This is a genomic window from Klebsiella sp. P1CD1 (assembly GCF_003790505.1).
GTDB classification, from domain to species: domain Bacteria; phylum Pseudomonadota; class Gammaproteobacteria; order Enterobacterales; family Enterobacteriaceae; genus Klebsiella; species Klebsiella variicola.
In genome coordinates, this window is record NZ_CP033631.1 from 490,283 (window position 1) to 507,962 (window position 17,680).

Here is a 17,680-nt window from a genome sequence, read left to right on the forward strand (position 1 = left end):
CAGGTTAGTTGGAGAAAGAAAATGGCAAGATATTTGGGTCCTAAGCTCAAGCTGAGCCGTCGTGAGGGCACCGACTTATTCCTTAAGTCTGGCGTTCGCGCGATCGATACCAAGTGTAAAATTGAACAAGCTCCTGGCCAGCACGGTGCGCGTAAACCGCGTCTGTCTGACTATGGTGTGCAGTTGCGTGAAAAGCAAAAAGTTCGCCGTATGTACGGTGTGCTGGAGCGTCAGTTCCGTAACTACTATAAAGAAGCAGCACGTCTGAAAGGCAACACCGGTGAAAACCTGTTGGCTCTGCTGGAAGGTCGTCTGGACAACGTTGTATACCGTATGGGCTTCGGCGCCACTCGTGCTGAAGCACGCCAGCTGGTTAGCCACAAAGCGATTATGGTAAACGGTCGTGTTGTTAACATCGCTTCTTATCAGGTTAAAGCGAATGACGTTGTCAGCATTCGTGAGAAAGCGAAAAAGCAATCTCGCGTGAAAGCCGCTCTGGAGCTGGCTGAGCAGCGTGAAAAGCCAACCTGGCTGGAAGTTGATGCTGGCAAGATGGAAGGTACGTTCAAGCGTCAGCCGGAGCGTTCTGATCTGTCTGCGGACATTAACGAACACCTGATCGTCGAGCTTTACTCCAAGTAAAGCTTAGTACCAAAGAGAGGACACAATGCAGGGTTCTGTGACAGAGTTTCTAAAACCGCGCCTGGTCGATATCGAGCAAGTGAGTTCGACGCACGCCAAGGTGACCCTTGAGCCTTTAGAGCGTGGCTTCGGCCATACTCTGGGTAACGCACTGCGCCGTATTCTGCTCTCATCGATGCCGGGTTGCGCGGTGACCGAGGTTGAGATTGATGGTGTACTGCACGAGTACAGCACCAAAGAAGGCGTTCAGGAAGACATCCTTGAAATCCTGCTCAACCTGAAAGGGCTGGCGGTGAGAGTTCAGGGTAAAGATGAAGTCATCCTTACTTTGAATAAATCTGGCATTGGCCCTGTGACTGCAGCCGACATTACCCACGACGGTGATGTCGAAATCGTCAAGCCGCAGCACGTGATTTGCCACCTGACTGATGAGAACGCTGCTATTAGCATGCGTATCAAAGTTCAGCGCGGTCGCGGTTATGTGCCGGCTTCTGCCCGAATTCATTCGGAAGAAGATGAGCGCCCAATCGGCCGTCTGCTGGTCGACGCCTGCTACAGCCCTGTAGAGCGTATTGCCTACAATGTTGAAGCTGCGCGTGTAGAACAGCGTACCGACCTGGACAAGCTGGTCATCGAAATGGAAACCAACGGCACAATCGATCCTGAAGAGGCGATTCGTCGTGCGGCAACCATTCTGGCTGAACAACTGGAAGCTTTTGTTGACTTACGTGATGTACGTCAGCCAGAAGTGAAAGAAGAGAAACCAGAGTTCGATCCGATCCTGCTGCGCCCTGTTGACGATCTGGAATTGACTGTCCGCTCTGCTAACTGCCTCAAGGCAGAAGCTATCCACTATATCGGTGATCTGGTACAGCGTACCGAGGTTGAGTTGCTGAAAACGCCGAACCTGGGTAAAAAATCTCTTACTGAGATTAAAGACGTGCTGGCTTCCCGTGGACTGTCTCTGGGCATGCGCCTGGAAAACTGGCCACCAGCAAGCATTGCTGACGAGTAACCGGATCACAGGTTAAGGTTTTACTGAGAAGGATAAGGTCATGCGCCATCGTAAGAGTGGTCGTCAACTGAACCGCAACAGCAGCCATCGCCAGGCTATGTTCCGTAACATGGCAGGTTCGCTGGTTCGTCATGAAATCATCAAGACGACCCTGCCGAAAGCGAAAGAACTGCGTCGCGTAGTTGAGCCGCTGATTACTCTTGCCAAGACTGATAGCGTTGCTAATCGTCGTCTGGCATTCGCCCGCACTCGTGATAACGAGATCGTGGCAAAACTGTTTAACGAGCTGGGCCCGCGTTTCGCGAGCCGCGCCGGTGGTTACACTCGCATTCTGAAGTGTGGCTTCCGTGCAGGCGACAACGCGCCGATGGCATACATCGAGCTGGTTGATCGTGCTGAGCCGAAAGCAGAAGCTGCTGCAGAGTAATCTGTAGTAACGTAAAAAAACCCGCCCCGGCGGGTTTTTTTATATCTACCGCATCCCCACTTCACTACACTATCTGTACTCTTTTTGTTCATCCCCCGGAGCCGTAGAATGTGGTTACTGGATCAGTGGGCGGAACGCCATATCCTCGATGCCCAAACTAAAGGTGAGTTCGATAACTTACCCGGCAGCGGCGAGCCGCTGACTCTCGATGACGATTCGCATGTGCCGGCGGAGCTGCGGGCAGGTTATCGCCTTCTGAAGAATGCTGGATGCCTTCCCCCGGAGCTGGAGCAGCGAAGAGAAGCGGTGGCACTGGCTGATTTACTGAAGGGCGTCCGCCAGGACGATCCGCGTCATGCTGAACTGAGCAAACGGCTTGCCTTGCTCGAACTGAAGCTTCGTCAGGCTGGCCTGAGTACCGACTTTTTACGCGGTGAGTATGCCGAGGCTTTGCTACAAAGAATGAATCAGGAGTAAATATGTATCGTATTGGTGAGCTGGCTAAGCTGGCTGACGTCACGCCAGATACCATCCGTTATTATGAGAAACAGCAAATGATGGATCATGACGTGCGCACCGAGGGGGGATTTCGTCTTTACTCGGATAACGATCTTCAGCGGCTACGCTTTATTCGCTATGCCCGTCAGCTGGGCTTCACTCTGGAAGCGATCCGCGAATTATTGTCGATCCGTATCGATCCGGAGCACCATACCTGCCAGGAATCGAAAGGGATCGTTCAGGCGCGATTAAGCGAAGTCGAGGCGCGGATCAAAGAGTTACAGACGATGCGTCGCTCTTTGCAGCGGCTTAATGATGCCTGCTGTGGGACTGCGCACAGTAGTGTTTATTGTTCGATTCTTGAGGCCCTTGAACAAGGCGCCAGCAATGGCGCTACGGGACGTTGATTTTTTCATCGCGCGGATCTACACTCGCGCGGAATTCACACATGCACTGGAGTTTATATGAGTCGCTATCAGCATACTAAAGGGCAAATTAAAGATAACGCCATTGAGGCACTTCTCCACGATCCGTTATTCAGGCAGCGTGTAGAGAAAAACAAGAAAGGGAAAGGAAGCTATCAACGTAAAGATAAACATGCAGGAAGGGTTGACCGGGAGGCCAGTGGCAAGCAAGCGAATCGCTTTTTTACCACTGGCCTTCTGCTTTCGGTGCTGATTAAGAACGGTTGTTTTGCTCTTTCAGCAGATCGCGAATTTCGCTCAGCAGGACTTCTTCTTTAGAAGGAGCTGGCGGCGCCGCCGGAGCCTCTTCTTTCTTACGATTTAACTTATTCATCAGTTTAATCGCCATGAAGATGGCAAACGCGACGATGATGAAATCGAAAACGTTCTGAATGAATACCCCATAATGCATCACGACAGCCGGGACATCGCCCTGGGCATCACGTAGCGTGACGGCAAACTGTTTAAAATCGATCCCGCCAATCAACAGGCCGAGTGGTGGCATAATAATATCTGCGACCAGCGATGAAACAATTTTACCGAATGCTGCACCGATGATCACACCCACTGCCAAATCGACAACGTTCCCGCGCATCGCGAATTCGCGAAACTCTTTTAAAAAACTCATTTTATTCTCCTTGTGCCAGCTGACGTTGTAAGTTTAACAAATGTATTTTCATTTGCCATTCCCAGTAGATAGTTACCGCAAAATATTAACCTTTGAATAATAAGGGATAATAAAAAGGCGCCTGTTCGGCGCCCTGGGAATTACAGGAAGAAAGGACTTGGCTGGAACAGCCTTTCTACATCGGAAATAAACTTCTTATCGGTCAAAAACATGATCACATGATCGCCCTGCTCGATCCGCAGATTATTATTCGCGATCATTACGTCGTTGCCCCGCACAACGGCGCCGATGATCGTACCTGGCGGCAGCTTGATCTCATCGATCGAACGCCCGACCACCCGGGAGGTGCTCTCATCACCGTGCGCCACGGCCTCAATCGCTTCGGCAACACCGCGGCGAAGGGAGGAGACGCCGACAATATCGGCTTTACGAACATGGCTGAGGAGTGCGGAAATTGTGGCCTGTTGAGGTGATATCGCGATATCAATGACACTGCCCTGGACCAGATCCACGTAGGCTCTGCGCTGGATCAGCACCATCACTTTTTTCGCGCCCATTCGCTTCGCCAGCATCGCCGACATAATGTTTGCTTCATCGTCGTTAGTGACGGCAATAAACAGGTCCACCTGATCAATATGCTCTTCAGCCAGCAGCTCCTGGTCCGATGCATCACCGTAGAAGACGATTGTATGCTGCAGCTTTTCCGCAAGCTCAGCGGCTCGCTGCTGATTACGTTCGATAAGCTTGACGCTGTAATCTTTTTCCAGCTTATGGGCCAGACCCGCGCCAATATTGCCCCCGCCGACCAGCATAATACGCTTATACGGCTTTTCCAGTCGCTGCAGTTCGCTCATGACCGCGCGAATATGCTGCGAGGCGGCAATAAAGAATACTTCATCGCCGGCTTCCACAATCGTCGAACCCTGTGGGCGAATAGGACGATCGTGGCGGAAAATAGCGGCCACACGCGTATCGATATGCGGCATATGCTCCCGCATGGTGGACAACGCATTCCCTACCAGCGGACCACCGTAATAGGCTTTTACTACGGCGAGGCTGACTTTCCCTTCGGCGAAGTTCACGACCTGAAGCGCGCCAGGATATTCGATCAGCCGGTGAATATTGTCGATGACCAGCTGTTCCGGGGCGATTAAGTGATCGATGGGCACCGCTTCAGAATTGAAGAGCTTATCCGCATCACGAACGTAATCAGGCGCACGAATACGCGCAATACGGTTTGGGGTATTGAATAATGAGTAGGCGACCTGACAGGCCACCATATTGGTTTCATCCGAACTGGTGACCGCTACCAGCATATCGGCATCATCGGCTCCCGCCTCGCGCAGTACGCGAGGGTGAGAGCCATGTCCCTGGACGACACGCAGGTCGAACTTATCCTGCAGGCTGCGCAAACGGTCACCATTGGTATCAACCAGCGTAATATCATTGTTCTCGCCGACAAGGTTTTCCGCCAGCGTGCCGCCGACCTGGCCGGCGCCCAGAATAATAATCTTCATCTGCAGTGACCCATTAATTCCGACGTTTGATTAGCTTAGCGTAAAAGAAGCCATCACCTTCTTCCGGGCCCGGCAGATTTTGCTGCCCGGGGCTCGCCGGCGTACCGGTTGCATGAAGTTCAGCATCCGGGGTTCGTGCGAGGAAGGCGGAAATTTGCTGACTATTCTCTTCCGGCAGAATAGAACAGGTAGCGTAAACCAGCGTACCGCCTGGTTTCAGGTGCTCCCAGGTGGCATTCAGGATCTCGGCCTGCAGCTGGGCTAACTCGGCGATATCCCGATCCCGGCGCAGCCATTTGATATCCGGATGGCGGCGAATGACGCCGGTGGCGGAGCAGGGGGCATCCAGCAGAATACGATCGAACTGTTCGTTGCCACACCACTGCTCAGGGAAGCGACCATCGCCCTGTTTGACTTCGGCTTTCATGCCCAGCCGTTTCAGGTTGTCATAGACGCGTGACAGACGCTGTTCATCAATATCCACCGCCATGACCTGAGCCTGCGGGGCAACCTCCAGAATATGCGTCGTCTTGCCGCCCGGTGCGGCGCAAAGATCGAGAATGCGTTCGCCATTTTCCGGCAGCAGGTAGCGCATACAGCCCTGGGCCGAGGCATCCTGGACGGTGACCCAGCCTTCGGCAAAACCTGGCAACGCATGGACTGGGGCAGGGGTGGCCAGACGCACGGCGTCGGGATAGTCAGGATGGGTGAAGCCCTCTAAGCCGGCCTCTTTAAGCAGAGCAAGCCATTCATCCCGGGAATGATGGTTGCGGTTAACGCGCAGCCACATCGGCGGGCGCTGGTTGTTCGCATCGACGATCTCCTGCCACTGCTGCGGCCAGGCCTGCTGCAGGCGTTTCAGCAGCCATTTGGGATGAAGATAGCGGTTTTCATGCTCAGCAAATTCGACTAATAACGCTTCCTGCTGGCGCTGGAACTGGCGTAGCACGCCGTTGATCAGCCCTTTAAGCTGCGGGCGTTTAATGGCCACCGCGCCTTCTACCGTTTCCGCCAGTGCGGCATGCGGAGGAATACGGGTATAGAGCAACTGATAAAGCCCAACCATGATCAGAAAATGCACGGTGCGCTGTTTGCCGGTCATCGGACGCGCCATCAGCTTGTTGATAAGCCACTCAAGCTGACTGAGCGTACGCAATACGCCAAAGCACAGCTCCTGCAACAGCGCTTTGTCTTTATCGCTGACTTTCTGCTGCAGAGGGGGCAGAACGTTGCTCAAAGACTGACCTTGTTCAATCACTTGCTCGATAGCCTGGGCGGCCAGACTGCGTAAGTTTATTTTGTTTTTCATAAGCGCAAAAATAAAAATGCCCGGCTAACCCGGGCTTTTAAAGAGACAACCGTCAGGCGAGACGGGTACCAGGGATGAACCACTCCCGGCGGGAATTGAGTAAGTCCTGCGAGCTCATCGCTTTTTTACCCGCTGGCTGTAGCGATTCCAGACTGAGGATCCCATCACCCGTGGCGACCTGAATACCCTGTTTGGTTGCTGCCACTATTGTTCCCGGCTCGGCGTGCGTGACTTCGGCAATAACCGATGCCCGCCAGACTTTGACTGGCTGCCCGTCAATCTCCAGCCAGCTCATTGGCCAAGGATTAAACGCCCGGATGCAACGTTCCAGCTGTGCAGCGGAAAGCGACCAGTCGATGCGGGCCTCTTCTTTACTCAGCTTCTCGGCATAACTGACGAGTGACTCGTCCTGGACTTCAGGCTGTGCCGTTCCGTTTGCCAGTTGCGCTAAGGTTGTCAGCAGTCCCTGTGGGCCGAGGCCGGCCAGCTTATCGTACAGGCTGCCGCTGGTATCCTCAGCGGTAATGGGGCAGGAAAGCTTATACAGCATGTCACCCGTATCAAGGCCGACGTCCATCTGCATGATGGTCACGCCGGTTTCGCTATCGCCCGCCCACAGCGAACGCTGGATCGGCGCGGCGCCACGCCAGCGCGGCAGCAGGGAGCCATGAACGTTGATGCAGCCCAGACGCGGCATCTCAAGCACCGCTTTTGGCAGGATCAGACCATACGCCACCACCACCATGATATCGGCGCCTAAATCGGCGACGAGCTGTTGGTTCTCCTGCGGACGAAGAGACGATGGCTGGAATACGGGGACGTCATGGGCTTCAGCCAGCACTTTTACCGGGCTCGGCATCAATTTTTTGCCGCGTCCCGCGGGACGGTCTGGCTGAGTAAACACGCCAACGATCTGATGTTCAGACGACAACAACGCGTCAAGATGACGCGCTGCAAAATCGGGGGTGCCGGCGAAAATGATACGTAGTGAATGTGACACGGTATTCCTTGTTATCAGGCACGGGAACGTAAACGATCCAGTTTCTCAACCTTCTGACGAATGCGCTGTTGTTTGAGCGGTGACAGATAGTCAATAAACAGTTTGCCAACCAGGTGATCCATTTCATGCTGGATACAGATCGCCAGCAGGCCATCGGCCTCCAGCTCAAACGGCTTACCGTCGCGATCCAGCGCACGGATCTTCACTTTTTCCGCACGGGGTACCAGAGCACGCTGTTCCGGAATGGACAAGCAGCCTTCTTCAATACCGGTTTCGCCGTCTTTTTCCAGCAGCTCCGGGTTGATTAACACCAGCCGCTCTTCACGATTTTCCGACACATCGATCACGATGATGCGCTGATGGATATCGACCTGGGTTGCGGCCAGACCGATGCCTTCCTCGGCGTACATGGTGTCGAACATATCATCGACGATACGCTGAATTTCCGCATTCACTTCTTTGACCGGCTCGGCGACTTTGCGAAGGCGCTCGTCCGGAATATGTAACACTTGCAAAACTGCCATAAAGTTCCAGAGTCGTATTCAGGAGTTGATAAGATTATTAGCTCTATTCTAGACAAAACCCCCTGCAATTGACAGTCTCACTGTCCAATCGCAAAGATTGTCAATGCCGCTTATGGCAGGGGGTAAGGATGACGCCCGACGAGATTTGGCTGCGGCTGATGAAGGTCAATAATTTGTATGGCGACAGGATGCTGGATATTGCGCAGCGGTTATGCGCAGCCGCTTTCGTGGATAGTGAAGCGCTACATGCCGTTGGGATGACCGCGGCGCAGGTGAAGCCATTTTTACGGTTTGACGAGCGAGAGCTTGACGAGACGCAGCGCTGGCTGGAACACCCGGATCATCATCTGTTACGGGCTGACGATCCGCGCTATCCGTTGCGGCTAAGGGCTATCGCTGATTACCCCGGCGCGTTGCTGGTCAGTGGCGACCCCGCCCTGCTTCACAGCGCGCAGCTTGCCGTTATTGGCAGCCGTTTGCACTCCTGGTATGGCGCCCGCTGGGGAAAACTGTTCAGCGAAACGCTGGCGCGTAGAGGGATCACCATCACCAGTGGGCTGGCGTTAGGCATTGATGGCGTTGCGCACCGCGGCGCGCTGGCCGCGGAGGGGAAAACCATCGCGGTGCTGGGCAACGGGCTGGAACAGGTTTATCCGCGGCGCCATGCAAACCTCGCCCAACAGATCATCGACAATGGCGGTACGCTGGTCTCTGAATTTCCACTCATTACGCCGCCGCTTCCCGCTCATTTTCCCCGACGTAACCGTATTATCAGCGGCTTAAGTTTGGGCGTGCTGGTGATTGAGGCGGCGTTGCGAAGCGGATCGCTGGTCACCGTCCGTTGCGCCCTGGAGCAGGGAAGAGATGTGTTCGCCCTGCCTGGCCCGATTGGTAATCCGGGATCTGAAGGTCCGCACTGGTTAATCAAGCAAGGCGCGGTACCGGTGACCTCGCCAGAGGATATCGTGGAGTACTGGCAAAACGAGCTGGCCTGGCTTACTGATACGTCTGATTCGATAAATAATTGCGCCGATCAGCCGTCTGTAGCATTGCCATTTCCGGAGCTCCTGGCTAACGTAGGAGATGAGGTAACACCTGTTGACGTTGTCGCTGAACGTGCCGGCCAATCTGTGCCAGTAACCGTAGCTCAGCTACTTGAACTGGAGTTAGCAGGCTGGATCGCAGCTGTACCCGGCGGCTATGTCCGATTAAGGAGGGCAAGCCATGTTCGACGTACTCATGTATTTGTTTGAAACTTACATCCATAACGAAGCAGAAATGCGCGTGGATCAGGACAAACTGACGCGGGATCTTACCGATGCAGGCTTTGAGCGGGAAGATATCTATAACGCGTTAATGTGGCTCGAGAAACTGGCTGATTATCAGGAAGGTCTCGTTGAACCCATGCAGCTCGCTTCCGACCCGCTGTCGCTTCGGGTGTATACCGAAGAGGAGTGCCAGCGTCTGGATGCCAGTTGCCGGGGATTTTTACTCTTCCTCGAGCAGATTCAGGTGTTGAACCTCGAAACGCGAGAAATGGTGATAGAGCGCGTCCTGGCGCTGGATACAGCAGAATTTGAACTGGAAGACCTGAAATGGGTCATCCTGATGGTACTGTTCAACATTCCGGGCTGTGAAAACGCCTATCAGCAAATGGAAGAATTACTCTTCGAAGTAAATGAAGGTATGCTGCATTAATCTTTTTGCAGCAACATCGAGTTGTTATGACCAAATCAGCACTGTTTTCGGTGCGTAAAAATGAGCCCTGCCCGCAGTGCGGGGCTGAACTGGTGATCCGTTCCGGGAAACATGGCCCGTTTCTCGGCTGTTCGCATTATCCGGACTGTGACTATATCCGTCCCCTGAAAAGTCAGGCGGACGGTCATATCGTTAAGGTGCTGGAGGGACAGGAGTGCCCATCTTGCGGCGCTGTCATGGTGTTACGCCAGGGGCGCTTTGGTATGTTTATCGGCTGCAGTCGCTATCCCGAATGCGAGCATACCGAGCTGATTGATAAACCCGATGAGACCGCTATCGCCTGTCCGCAATGCGGACAAGGGCATCTGGTCCAGCGTCGCTCTCGTTTCGGTAAAACCTTTCATTCCTGCGATCGCTACCCTGATTGCCAGTTCGTTATCAATTTTAAACCGGTAGCGGGCGAATGCCCTGAATGCCATTACCCGCTGTTAATTGAAAAGAAGACGGCGCAGGGGCTCAGACGCTTCTGTGCCAGTAAACAATGTGGAAAGCCGATCCCGGCGGAATAAATCAGTGAACAATAACCTGCCCTCAGAAACCGTCGCCCATGCCGTGGCGGTACTGAAAAATGAACATGTCATCGCCTACCCCACAGAAGCCGTTTTTGGCGTTGGCTGCGATCCAGACAGCGAAACGGCCGTCATGCGTCTGCTGGAGCTGAAGCAGCGTCCTGTTGACAAGGGATTGATCCTTATCGCCGCCAGCTTTGAGCAGTTGAAGCCTTATGTTGATGATTCACGGTTAAGTGACTCGCAGCGGGACGCTATCTTTTCCTGCTGGCCGGGACCGGTGACGTTTGTATTCCCGGCGCGTCCTGAAACGCCGCGCTGGCTGACGGGGCGTTTTGATTCGCTGGCCGTACGCGTGACCAACCATCCGCTGGTGATTGAATTGTGCGAAGCTTACGGGAAACCGCTGGTCTCGACGAGCGCCAATCTCACCGGGCAACCACCGTGTCGTACCACCGCAGAGGTTCATGCTCAGTTTGGTGACAGCTTCCCGGTTGTGGATGGCGCCACGGGTGGACGGCAAAATCCATCTGAAATCCGTGATGCCCTGACGGGTAAACTGTTCCGCCAGGGGTGAACCATGGAAACCTATGCCGTTTTTGGTAATCCGATCGCGCACAGCAAGTCGCCTTCTATTCATCAGCTGTTTGCCCGCCAGTTAGGGATTACTCATCCTTATGGACGTGTGCTGGCGCCACTGGACGATTTTGTCTCTTCTCTGAATCAGTTCTTTGCAGAAGGAGGAAAGGGGGCCAACGTCACCGTTCCTTTTAAAGAGGAAGCTTTTGCGCGCGCGGACGAGCTGACAGAACGCGCTGCGCTGGCGGGAGCAGTAAACACCCTGAAACGCCTGGAAGATGGCCGTTTACTGGGGGACAACACCGACGGTATTGGCCTCCTGAGCGATCTGGAACGCCTGGGGTTCATTAAGCCGCGCCAGCGGATCCTGCTGGTAGGTGCTGGTGGCGCATCACGCGGGGTTCTTTTGCCGCTTCTGTCGCTGGGATGTGCCGTCACGATCGTGAATCGAACCTATTCTCGTGCCCATGAGTTAGCCACTCTCTTCGCCCATACCGGTAGCGTCAGCGCAAGAGAGATGGATACCTTATCCGGGGAAACATTCGATCTGATCATCAATGCGACGTCCAGTGGAATAGACGGTGATGTACCGGCTATCCCGGCATCTGTTGTCCACGCTGACGTGTATTGCTATGACATGTTTTACCAGAAAGGGCCAACACCGTTTCTTCACTGGTGCCAGCAGTATGGCGCAGTCCACTGTGCTGATGGGCTGGGAATGCTGGTGGCGCAAGCCGCCCATGCTGTTCTGCTATGGCACGGCGTCCTGCCGGCTATCGCTCCGGTCATCGAAACGCTGCAGCAGGAACTGAATGCATGAATCAGGCGATTCAGTTTCCTGACCGGGAATCATGGGATGCCGAACGGCAGGGTGTGGTTTTTCCTGTGCTGGTCAATGGGATGCAATTAACCTGCGCAATTTCAGGACAGAGCCTGCAGCAGCGTTTTGGTGCAGAGGGGCCAGCGCAGTGGCTGGCCGCCTTCCAGGAACATCGTTGGGATCTAGAGGAAGAGGTGGAAGCATTGATCCGCGATGGTCAGGAAGATGCTCAGGGCTGGATCTGGTTATCCTGATCCAGGTATTCATTTTTCCATTTCACATAGTTATTTGCTGAATACTTCAGTCCTTCCCGTTCCGTCTCCGTCAGGGGGCGGATCTGTTTGACCGGATTGCCAAAGTAAAGGTAGCCGCTTTCCAGTTGTTTGTTCTGCGGTACCAAACTGCCTGCACCAATCATGACGTCATCGCCAACGACGACACCATCTAATAAGATCGAACCCATACCAACCAGCACGCGGTTGCCGATAGTGCAGCCGTGCAGCATCACTTTATGACCAACAGTTACATCCTCACCAATGATCAGCGGATTTCCCTCCGGCTTATAAGAGGACTTATGAGTCACATGGAGAACGCTACCGTCCTGAATATTGCTGCGTTGACCTATCGATACATAGTTGACGTCGCCGCGAATAGCCACCAGAGGCCAGACGCTGACATCATCGGCAATTCTGACATCACCGATAACAACGCTGGATGCGTCAATCATGACGCGAAGACCGATTTGTGGGAAAAATGCTTTATAGGGGCGCAGCTGAGCAGACATATAGACCTCAAAATACGGGAATGTAAGAAGACTTTGGTGGCTTTTATCTCCCTGTGCAACCCCTGAAAACGGTGAAAATTGAGCAAATCGTGCAATTACGCGACGAAAAGGGTGAAAAATCACCATTCAGAAAAAAAGATCGAAAAAAGGCTTGTGCAAAAAAATGGGATCCCTATAATGCGCTCCCACTGACACGGCAGATGTGAATCACTTCACACAAACAGCCGGTTCGGTTGAAGAGAAAAATCCTGAAATTCAGGGTTGACTCTGAAAGAGGAAAGCGTAATATACGCCACCTCGCGACAGAGCGCTAAAGCGCGTCGCAACTGCTCTTTAACAATTTATCAGACAATCTGTGTGGGCACTCAAAGTGACATGGATTCTTAACGTCCTCGGACGAAAAATGAATACCAAGTCTCTGAGTGAACATACGTAATTCATTACGAAGTTTAATTCACGAGCATCAAACTTAAATTGAAGAGTTTGATCATGGCTCAGATTGAACGCTGGCGGCAGGCCTAACACATGCAAGTCGAGCGGTAGCACAGAGAGCTTGCTCTCGGGTGACGAGCGGCGGACGGGTGAGTAATGTCTGGGAAACTGCCTGATGGAGGGGGATAACTACTGGAAACGGTAGCTAATACCGCATAACGTCGCAAGACCAAAGTGGGGGACCTTCGGGCCTCATGCCATCAGATGTGCCCAGATGGGATTAGCTGGTAGGTGGGGTAACGGCTCACCTAGGCGACGATCCCTAGCTGGTCTGAGAGGATGACCAGCCACACTGGAACTGAGACACGGTCCAGACTCCTACGGGAGGCAGCAGTGGGGAATATTGCACAATGGGCGCAAGCCTGATGCAGCCATGCCGCGTGTGTGAAGAAGGCCTTCGGGTTGTAAAGCACTTTCAGCGGGGAGGAAGGCGGTGAGGTTAATAACCTCACCGATTGACGTTACCCGCAGAAGAAGCACCGGCTAACTCCGTGCCAGCAGCCGCGGTAATACGGAGGGTGCAAGCGTTAATCGGAATTACTGGGCGTAAAGCGCACGCAGGCGGTCTGTCAAGTCGGATGTGAAATCCCCGGGCTCAACCTGGGAACTGCATTCGAAACTGGCAGGCTAGAGTCTTGTAGAGGGGGGTAGAATTCCAGGTGTAGCGGTGAAATGCGTAGAGATCTGGAGGAATACCGGTGGCGAAGGCGGCCCCCTGGACAAAGACTGACGCTCAGGTGCGAAAGCGTGGGGAGCAAACAGGATTAGATACCCTGGTAGTCCACGCTGTAAACGATGTCGATTTGGAGGTTGTGCCCTTGAGGCGTGGCTTCCGGAGCTAACGCGTTAAATCGACCGCCTGGGGAGTACGGCCGCAAGGTTAAAACTCAAATGAATTGACGGGGGCCCGCACAAGCGGTGGAGCATGTGGTTTAATTCGATGCAACGCGAAGAACCTTACCTGGTCTTGACATCCACAGAACTTTCCAGAGATGGATTGGTGCCTTCGGGAACTGTGAGACAGGTGCTGCATGGCTGTCGTCAGCTCGTGTTGTGAAATGTTGGGTTAAGTCCCGCAACGAGCGCAACCCTTATCCTTTGTTGCCAGCGGTTAGGCCGGGAACTCAAAGGAGACTGCCAGTGATAAACTGGAGGAAGGTGGGGATGACGTCAAGTCATCATGGCCCTTACGACCAGGGCTACACACGTGCTACAATGGCATATACAAAGAGAAGCGACCTCGCGAGAGCAAGCGGACCTCATAAAGTATGTCGTAGTCCGGATTGGAGTCTGCAACTCGACTCCATGAAGTCGGAATCGCTAGTAATCGTAGATCAGAATGCTACGGTGAATACGTTCCCGGGCCTTGTACACACCGCCCGTCACACCATGGGAGTGGGTTGCAAAAGAAGTAGGTAGCTTAACCTTCGGGAGGGCGCTTACCACTTTGTGATTCATGACTGGGGTGAAGTCGTAACAAGGTAACCGTAGGGGAACCTGCGGTTGGATCACCTCCTTACCTTAAAGAACCTGCCTTTGTAGTGTCCACACAGATTGTTTGATAAATGATAAATTTCAAAATGTACTGCGAAGTGCATTGTGAAATTTTGCTCTTTAAAAATCTGGATCAAGCTGAAAATTGAAACGACACATCTTTAATGGTGTGTTCGAGTCTCTCAAATTTTCGCGACACGATGGTGTTTTACGAAACATCTTCGGGTTGTGAGGTTAAGCGACTAAGCGTACACGGTGGATGCCCTGGCAGTCAGAGGCGATGAAGGACGTGCTAATCTGCGAAAAGCGTCGGTAAGGTGATATGAACCGTTATAACCGGCGATGTCCGAATGGGGAAACCCAGTGTGATTCGTCACACTATCGTTAACTGAATACATAGGTTAACGAGGCGAACCGGGGGAACTGAAACATCTAAGTACCCCGAGGAAAAGAAATCAACCGAGATTCCCCCAGTAGCGGCGAGCGAACGGGGAGCAGCCCAGAGTCTGAATCAGCTTGTGTGTTAGTGGAACGGTCTGGAAAGTCCGACGGTACAGGGTGATAGTCCCGTACACCAAAATGCACAGGTTGTGAACTCGAAGAGTAGGGCGGGACACGTGGTATCCTGTCTGAATATGGGGGGACCATCCTCCAAGGCTAAATACTCCTGACTGACCGATAGTGAACCAGTACCGTGAGGGAAAGGCGAAAAGAACCCCGGCGAGGGGAGTGAAAAAGAACCTGAAACCGTGTACGTACAAGCAGTGGGAGCACCTTCGGGTGTGACTGCGTACCTTTTGTATAATGGGTCAGCGACTTATATTCTGTAGCAAGGTTAACCGTATAGGGGAGCCGCAGGGAAACCGAGTCTTAACTGGGCGTTAAGTTGCAGGGTATAGACCCGAAACCCGGTGATCTAGCCATGGGCAGGTTGAAGGTTGGGTAACACTAACTGGAGGACCGAACCGACTAATGTTGAAAAATTAGCGGATGACTTGTGGCTGGGGGTGAAAGGCCAATCAAACCGGGAGATAGCTGGTTCTCCCCGAAAGCTATTTAGGTAGCGCCTCGTGAACTCATCTTCGGGGGTAGAGCACTGTTTCGGCTAGGGGGTCATCCCGACTTACCAACCCGATGCAAACTACGAATACCGAAGAATGTTATCACGGGAGACACACGGCGGGTGCTAACGTCCGTCGTGAAGAGGGAAACAACCCAGACCGCCAGCTAAGGTCCCAAAGTCATGGTTAAGTGGGAAACGATGTGGGAAGGCACAGACAGCCAGGATGTTGGCTTAGAAGCAGCCATCATTTAAAGAAAGCGTAATAGCTCACTGGTCGAGTCGGCCTGCGCGGAAGATGTAACGGGGCTAAACCATGCACCGAAGCTGCGGCAGCGACACTATGTGTTGTTGGGTAGGGGAGCGTTCTGTAAGCCTGCGAAGGTGGCCTGTGAGGGTTGCTGGAGGTATCAGAAGTGCGAATGCTGACATAAGTAACGATAAAGCGGGTGAAAAGCCCGCTCGCCGGAAGACCAAGGGTTCCTGTCCAACGTTAATCGGGGCAGGGTGAGTCGACCCCTAAGGCGAGGCCGAAAGGCGTAGTCGATGGGAAACAGGTTAATATTCCTGTACTTGGTGTTACTGCGAAGGGGGGACGGAGAAGGCTATGTTAGCCGGGCGACGGTTGTCCCGGTTTAAGCATGTAGGCGGAGGTTCCAGGTAAATCCGGTACCTTTTAACGCTGAGGTGTGATGACGAGGCACTACGGTGCTGAAGTAACAAATGCCCTGCTTCCAGGAAAAGCCTCTAAGCATCAGGTAACATTAAATCGTACCCCAAACCGACACAGGTGGTCAGGTAGAGAATACCAAGGCGCTTGAGAGAACTCGGGTGAAGGAACTAGGCAAAATGGTGCCGTAACTTCGGGAGAAGGCACGCTGGTGTGTAGGTGAAGTCCCTGCGGACGGAGCTGAGACCAGTCGAAGATACCAGCTGGCTGCAACTGTTTATTAAAAACACAGCACTGTGCAAACACGAAAGTGGACGTATACGGTGTGACGCCTGCCCGGTGCCGGAAGGTTAATTGATGGGGTTATCCGTAAGGAGAAGCTCTTGATCGAAGCCCCGGTAAACGGCGGCCGTAACTATAACGGTCCTAAGGTAGCGAAATTCCTTGTCGGGTAAGTTCCGACCTGCACGAATGGCGTAATGATGGCCAGGCTGTCTCCACCCGAGACTCAGTGAAATTGAACTCGCTGTGAAGATGCAGTGTACCCGCGGCAAGACGGAAAGACCCCGTGAACCTTTACTATAGCTTGACACTGAACATTGAGCCTTGATGTGTAGGATAGGTGGGAGGCTTTGAAGCGTGGACGCCAGTCTGCGTGGAGCCAACCTTGAAATACCACCCTTTAATGTTTGATGTTCTAACGTAGGCCCCTGACCGGGGTTGCGGACAGTGTCTGGTGGGTAGTTTGACTGGGGCGGTCTCCTCCCAAAGAGTAACGGAGGAGCACGAAGGTTAGCTAATCCTGGTCGGACATCAGGAGGTTAGTGCAATGGCATAAGCTAGCTTGACTGCGAGCGTGACGGCGCGAGCAGGTGCGAAAGCAGGTCATAGTGATCCGGTGGTTCTGAATGGAAGGGCCATCGCTCAACGGATAAAAGGTACTCCGGGGATAACAGGCTGATACCGCCCAAGAGTTCATATCGACGGCGGTGTTTGGCACCTCGATGTCGGCTCATCACATCCTGGGGCTGAAGTAGGTCCCAAGGGTATGGCTGTTCGCCATTTAAAGTGGTACGCGAGCTGGGTTTAGAACGTCGTGAGACAGTTCGGTCCCTATCTGCCGTGGGCGCTGGAGAATTGAGGGGGGCTGCTCCTAGTACGAGAGGACCGGAGTGGACGCATCACTGGTGTTCGGGTTGTCATGCCAATGGCACTGCCCGGTAGCTAAATGCGGAAGAGATAAGTGCTGAAAGCATCTAAGCACGAAACTTGCCCCGAGATGAGTTCTCCCTGAGACTTTAAGTCTCCTGAAGGAACGTTGAAGACGACGACGTTGATAGGCCGGGTGTGTAAGCGCAGCGATGCGTTGAGCTAACCGGTACTAATGAACCGTGAGGCTTAACCTTACAACGCCGAAGCTGTTTTGGCGATTTGAGAGAAGATTTTCAGCTCTGATACAGATTACTCGATGCGTCCGTGAGACGTGTTGA

General features: G+C 53.3%; 18 protein-coding genes and 2 rRNA genes. 14 read left to right on the forward strand and 6 right to left on the reverse strand.

What is annotated here, in order from left to right; genetic code table 11:
- Positions 1-21: 21 nt before the first annotated feature.
- From rpsD to DTA24_RS02430, 6 genes are all read left to right on the forward strand, one after another.
- The gene (rpsD, locus tag DTA24_RS02405) at positions 22-642 is read left to right on the forward strand and encodes a 30S ribosomal protein S4 (RefSeq protein WP_002919224.1); all 621 of its coding nucleotides are present in this window, start codon (positions 22-24) and stop codon (positions 640-642) included.
- Positions 643-667: 25 nt separating this feature from the next.
- Positions 668-1,657: a DNA-directed RNA polymerase subunit alpha gene (locus DTA24_RS02410; RefSeq protein WP_002919219.1), complete on the forward strand. Its 990-nt coding sequence runs from the start codon at positions 668-670 to the stop codon at positions 1,655-1,657.
- Positions 1,658-1,697: 40 nt separating this feature from the next.
- The gene (gene rplQ, locus DTA24_RS02415) at positions 1,698-2,084 is read left to right on the forward strand and encodes a 50S ribosomal protein L17 (protein WP_002919206.1); all 387 of its coding nucleotides are present in this window, start codon (positions 1,698-1,700) and stop codon (positions 2,082-2,084) included.
- 108 nt (positions 2,085-2,192) lie between these two features.
- The gene (locus DTA24_RS02420; protein ID WP_008807052.1) at positions 2,193-2,561 is read left to right on the forward strand and encodes a DUF1992 domain-containing protein; all 369 of its coding nucleotides are present in this window, start codon (positions 2,193-2,195) and stop codon (positions 2,559-2,561) included.
- Positions 2,562-2,563: 2 nt separating this feature from the next.
- Positions 2,564-2,989 carry a Zn(2+)-responsive transcriptional regulator gene (gene zntR, locus DTA24_RS02425; protein ID WP_123836538.1) on the forward strand — a complete coding sequence of 142 codons (426 nt, stop codon included), beginning with the start codon at positions 2,564-2,566 and terminating at the stop codon, positions 2,987-2,989.
- Between the two features lie 57 nt (positions 2,990-3,046).
- Entirely contained in the window at positions 3,047-3,325 is a 279-nt protein-coding gene (locus tag DTA24_RS02430) for an alternative ribosome-rescue factor A (RefSeq protein ID WP_123836539.1), read from the forward strand.
- Here DTA24_RS02430 and mscL read toward each other — a convergent pair.
- The 5 genes from mscL to def all read right to left on the reverse strand — a co-directional run bounded on the left by mscL (position 3,261) and on the right by def (position 8,024).
- Positions 3,261-3,674, reverse strand: coding sequence for a large-conductance mechanosensitive channel protein MscL (mscL, locus tag DTA24_RS02435; protein ID WP_004145325.1), 414 nt, complete (start codon positions 3,672-3,674; stop codon positions 3,261-3,263). The two genes, DTA24_RS02430 and mscL, sit on opposite strands and share 65 nt — an antisense overlap.
- A gap of 140 nt (positions 3,675-3,814) precedes the next feature.
- Positions 3,815-5,191, reverse strand: a complete 1,377-nt coding sequence (gene trkA, locus DTA24_RS02440; RefSeq protein ID WP_008807055.1) for a Trk system potassium transporter TrkA — start codon at positions 5,189-5,191, stop codon at positions 3,815-3,817.
- 13 nt (positions 5,192-5,204) lie between these two features.
- The gene (rsmB, locus tag DTA24_RS02445) at positions 5,205-6,500 is read right to left on the reverse strand and encodes a 16S rRNA (cytosine(967)-C(5))-methyltransferase RsmB (protein WP_012967153.1); all 1,296 of its coding nucleotides are present in this window, start codon (positions 6,498-6,500) and stop codon (positions 5,205-5,207) included.
- A 52-nt stretch (positions 6,501-6,552) separates the two neighbouring features.
- Entirely contained in the window at positions 6,553-7,500 is a 948-nt protein-coding gene (gene fmt / locus DTA24_RS02450; RefSeq protein WP_012967154.1) for a methionyl-tRNA formyltransferase, read from the reverse strand.
- Positions 7,501-7,514: 14 nt separating this feature from the next.
- Positions 7,515-8,024 (reverse strand): peptide deformylase, encoded by a 510-nt coding sequence (gene def, locus DTA24_RS02455; RefSeq protein WP_008807058.1) that lies wholly within the window; start codon positions 8,022-8,024, stop codon positions 7,515-7,517.
- Positions 8,025-8,152: 128 nt separating this feature from the next.
- On the opposite strand from def, the gene dprA reads away from it, so the two are divergent.
- Genes dprA through DTA24_RS02485 form a run of 6 tightly spaced genes read left to right on the forward strand, consistent with a single transcriptional unit; the run spans position 8,153 to position 11,944 of the window.
- Positions 8,153-9,277 carry a DNA-protecting protein DprA gene (dprA, locus tag DTA24_RS02460; protein ID WP_012967155.1) on the forward strand — a complete coding sequence of 375 codons (1,125 nt, stop codon included), beginning with the start codon at positions 8,153-8,155 and terminating at the stop codon, positions 9,275-9,277.
- Positions 9,249-9,722: a DUF494 family protein Smg gene (gene smg / locus DTA24_RS02465; protein WP_008807060.1), complete on the forward strand. Its 474-nt coding sequence runs from the start codon at positions 9,249-9,251 to the stop codon at positions 9,720-9,722. The genes dprA and smg overlap by 29 nt, the downstream gene beginning before the upstream one ends.
- A gap of 26 nt (positions 9,723-9,748) precedes the next feature.
- On the forward strand, positions 9,749-10,291 hold the full coding sequence (locus DTA24_RS02470) for a type I DNA topoisomerase (RefSeq protein WP_004145330.1): 543 nt from the start codon (positions 9,749-9,751) through the stop codon (positions 10,289-10,291).
- 4 nt (positions 10,292-10,295) lie between these two features.
- A complete protein-coding gene (tsaC, locus tag DTA24_RS02475; RefSeq protein WP_008807062.1) occupies positions 10,296-10,868 on the forward strand; it encodes an L-threonylcarbamoyladenylate synthase type 1 TsaC in 573 nt (190 codons plus the stop codon).
- Between the two features lie 3 nt (positions 10,869-10,871).
- Positions 10,872-11,690 carry a shikimate dehydrogenase gene (gene aroE, locus DTA24_RS02480; protein WP_008807063.1) on the forward strand — a complete coding sequence of 273 codons (819 nt, stop codon included), beginning with the start codon at positions 10,872-10,874 and terminating at the stop codon, positions 11,688-11,690.
- Entirely contained in the window at positions 11,687-11,944 is a 258-nt protein-coding gene (locus DTA24_RS02485) for a DUF1488 domain-containing protein (protein WP_008807064.1), read from the forward strand. Before aroE ends, DTA24_RS02485 begins: the two co-directional genes overlap by 4 nt.
- On the opposite strand, the gene DTA24_RS02490 is transcribed toward DTA24_RS02485, so the two are convergent.
- Positions 11,920-12,474: a gamma carbonic anhydrase family protein gene (locus DTA24_RS02490; RefSeq protein ID WP_008807065.1), complete on the reverse strand. Its 555-nt coding sequence runs from the start codon at positions 12,472-12,474 to the stop codon at positions 11,920-11,922. The two genes, DTA24_RS02485 and DTA24_RS02490, sit on opposite strands and share 25 nt — an antisense overlap.
- A gap of 471 nt (positions 12,475-12,945) precedes the next feature.
- On the opposite strand from DTA24_RS02490, the gene DTA24_RS02495 reads away from it, so the two are divergent.
- Both DTA24_RS02495 and DTA24_RS02500 read left to right on the forward strand, forming a co-directional pair.
- A 16S ribosomal RNA gene (locus DTA24_RS02495) occupies positions 12,946-14,485 on the forward strand.
- Positions 14,486-14,692: 207 nt separating this feature from the next.
- A 23S ribosomal RNA gene (locus tag DTA24_RS02500) occupies positions 14,693-17,596 on the forward strand.
- Together the 16S and 23S rRNA genes form the textbook arrangement of a ribosomal RNA operon.
- Positions 17,597-17,680: the final 84 nt, after the last annotated feature.

Bases quoted from the DNA above. Each gene is read 5' to 3' on its own strand.
- rpsD (WP_002919224.1), top strand. From the start codon at position 22: ATGGCAAGATATTTGGGTCCTAAGCTCAAGCTGAGCCGTCGTGAGGGC.
- zntR (WP_123836538.1), top strand. From the start codon at position 2,564: ATGTATCGTATTGGTGAGCTGGCTAAGCTGGCTGACGTCACGCCAGAT.
- aroE (WP_008807063.1), top strand. From the start codon at position 10,872: ATGGAAACCTATGCCGTTTTTGGTAATCCGATCGCGCACAGCAAGTCG.
- DTA24_RS02490 (WP_008807065.1), bottom strand. From the start codon at position 12,474: ATGTCTGCTCAGCTGCGCCCCTATAAAGCATTTTTCCCACAAATCGGT.
- def (WP_008807058.1), bottom strand. From the start codon at position 8,024: ATGGCAGTTTTGCAAGTGTTACATATTCCGGACGAGCGCCTTCGCAAA.
- DTA24_RS02410 (WP_002919219.1), top strand. From the start codon at position 668: ATGCAGGGTTCTGTGACAGAGTTTCTAAAACCGCGCCTGGTCGATATC.
- trkA (WP_008807055.1), bottom strand. From the start codon at position 5,191: ATGAAGATTATTATTCTGGGCGCCGGCCAGGTCGGCGGCACGCTGGCG.
- rplQ (WP_002919206.1), top strand. From the start codon at position 1,698: ATGCGCCATCGTAAGAGTGGTCGTCAACTGAACCGCAACAGCAGCCAT.
- DTA24_RS02470 (WP_004145330.1), top strand. From the start codon at position 9,749: ATGACCAAATCAGCACTGTTTTCGGTGCGTAAAAATGAGCCCTGCCCG.
- smg (WP_008807060.1), top strand. From the start codon at position 9,249: ATGTTCGACGTACTCATGTATTTGTTTGAAACTTACATCCATAACGAA.
- rsmB (WP_012967153.1), bottom strand. From the start codon at position 6,500: ATGAAAAACAAAATAAACTTACGCAGTCTGGCCGCCCAGGCTATCGAG.
- DTA24_RS02430 (WP_123836539.1), top strand. From the start codon at position 3,047: ATGAGTCGCTATCAGCATACTAAAGGGCAAATTAAAGATAACGCCATT.
- mscL (WP_004145325.1), bottom strand. From the start codon at position 3,674: ATGAGTTTTTTAAAAGAGTTTCGCGAATTCGCGATGCGCGGGAACGTT.
- DTA24_RS02485 (WP_008807064.1), top strand. From the start codon at position 11,687: ATGAATCAGGCGATTCAGTTTCCTGACCGGGAATCATGGGATGCCGAA.
- DTA24_RS02420 (WP_008807052.1), top strand. From the start codon at position 2,193: ATGTGGTTACTGGATCAGTGGGCGGAACGCCATATCCTCGATGCCCAA.
- dprA (WP_012967155.1), top strand. From the start codon at position 8,153: ATGACGCCCGACGAGATTTGGCTGCGGCTGATGAAGGTCAATAATTTG.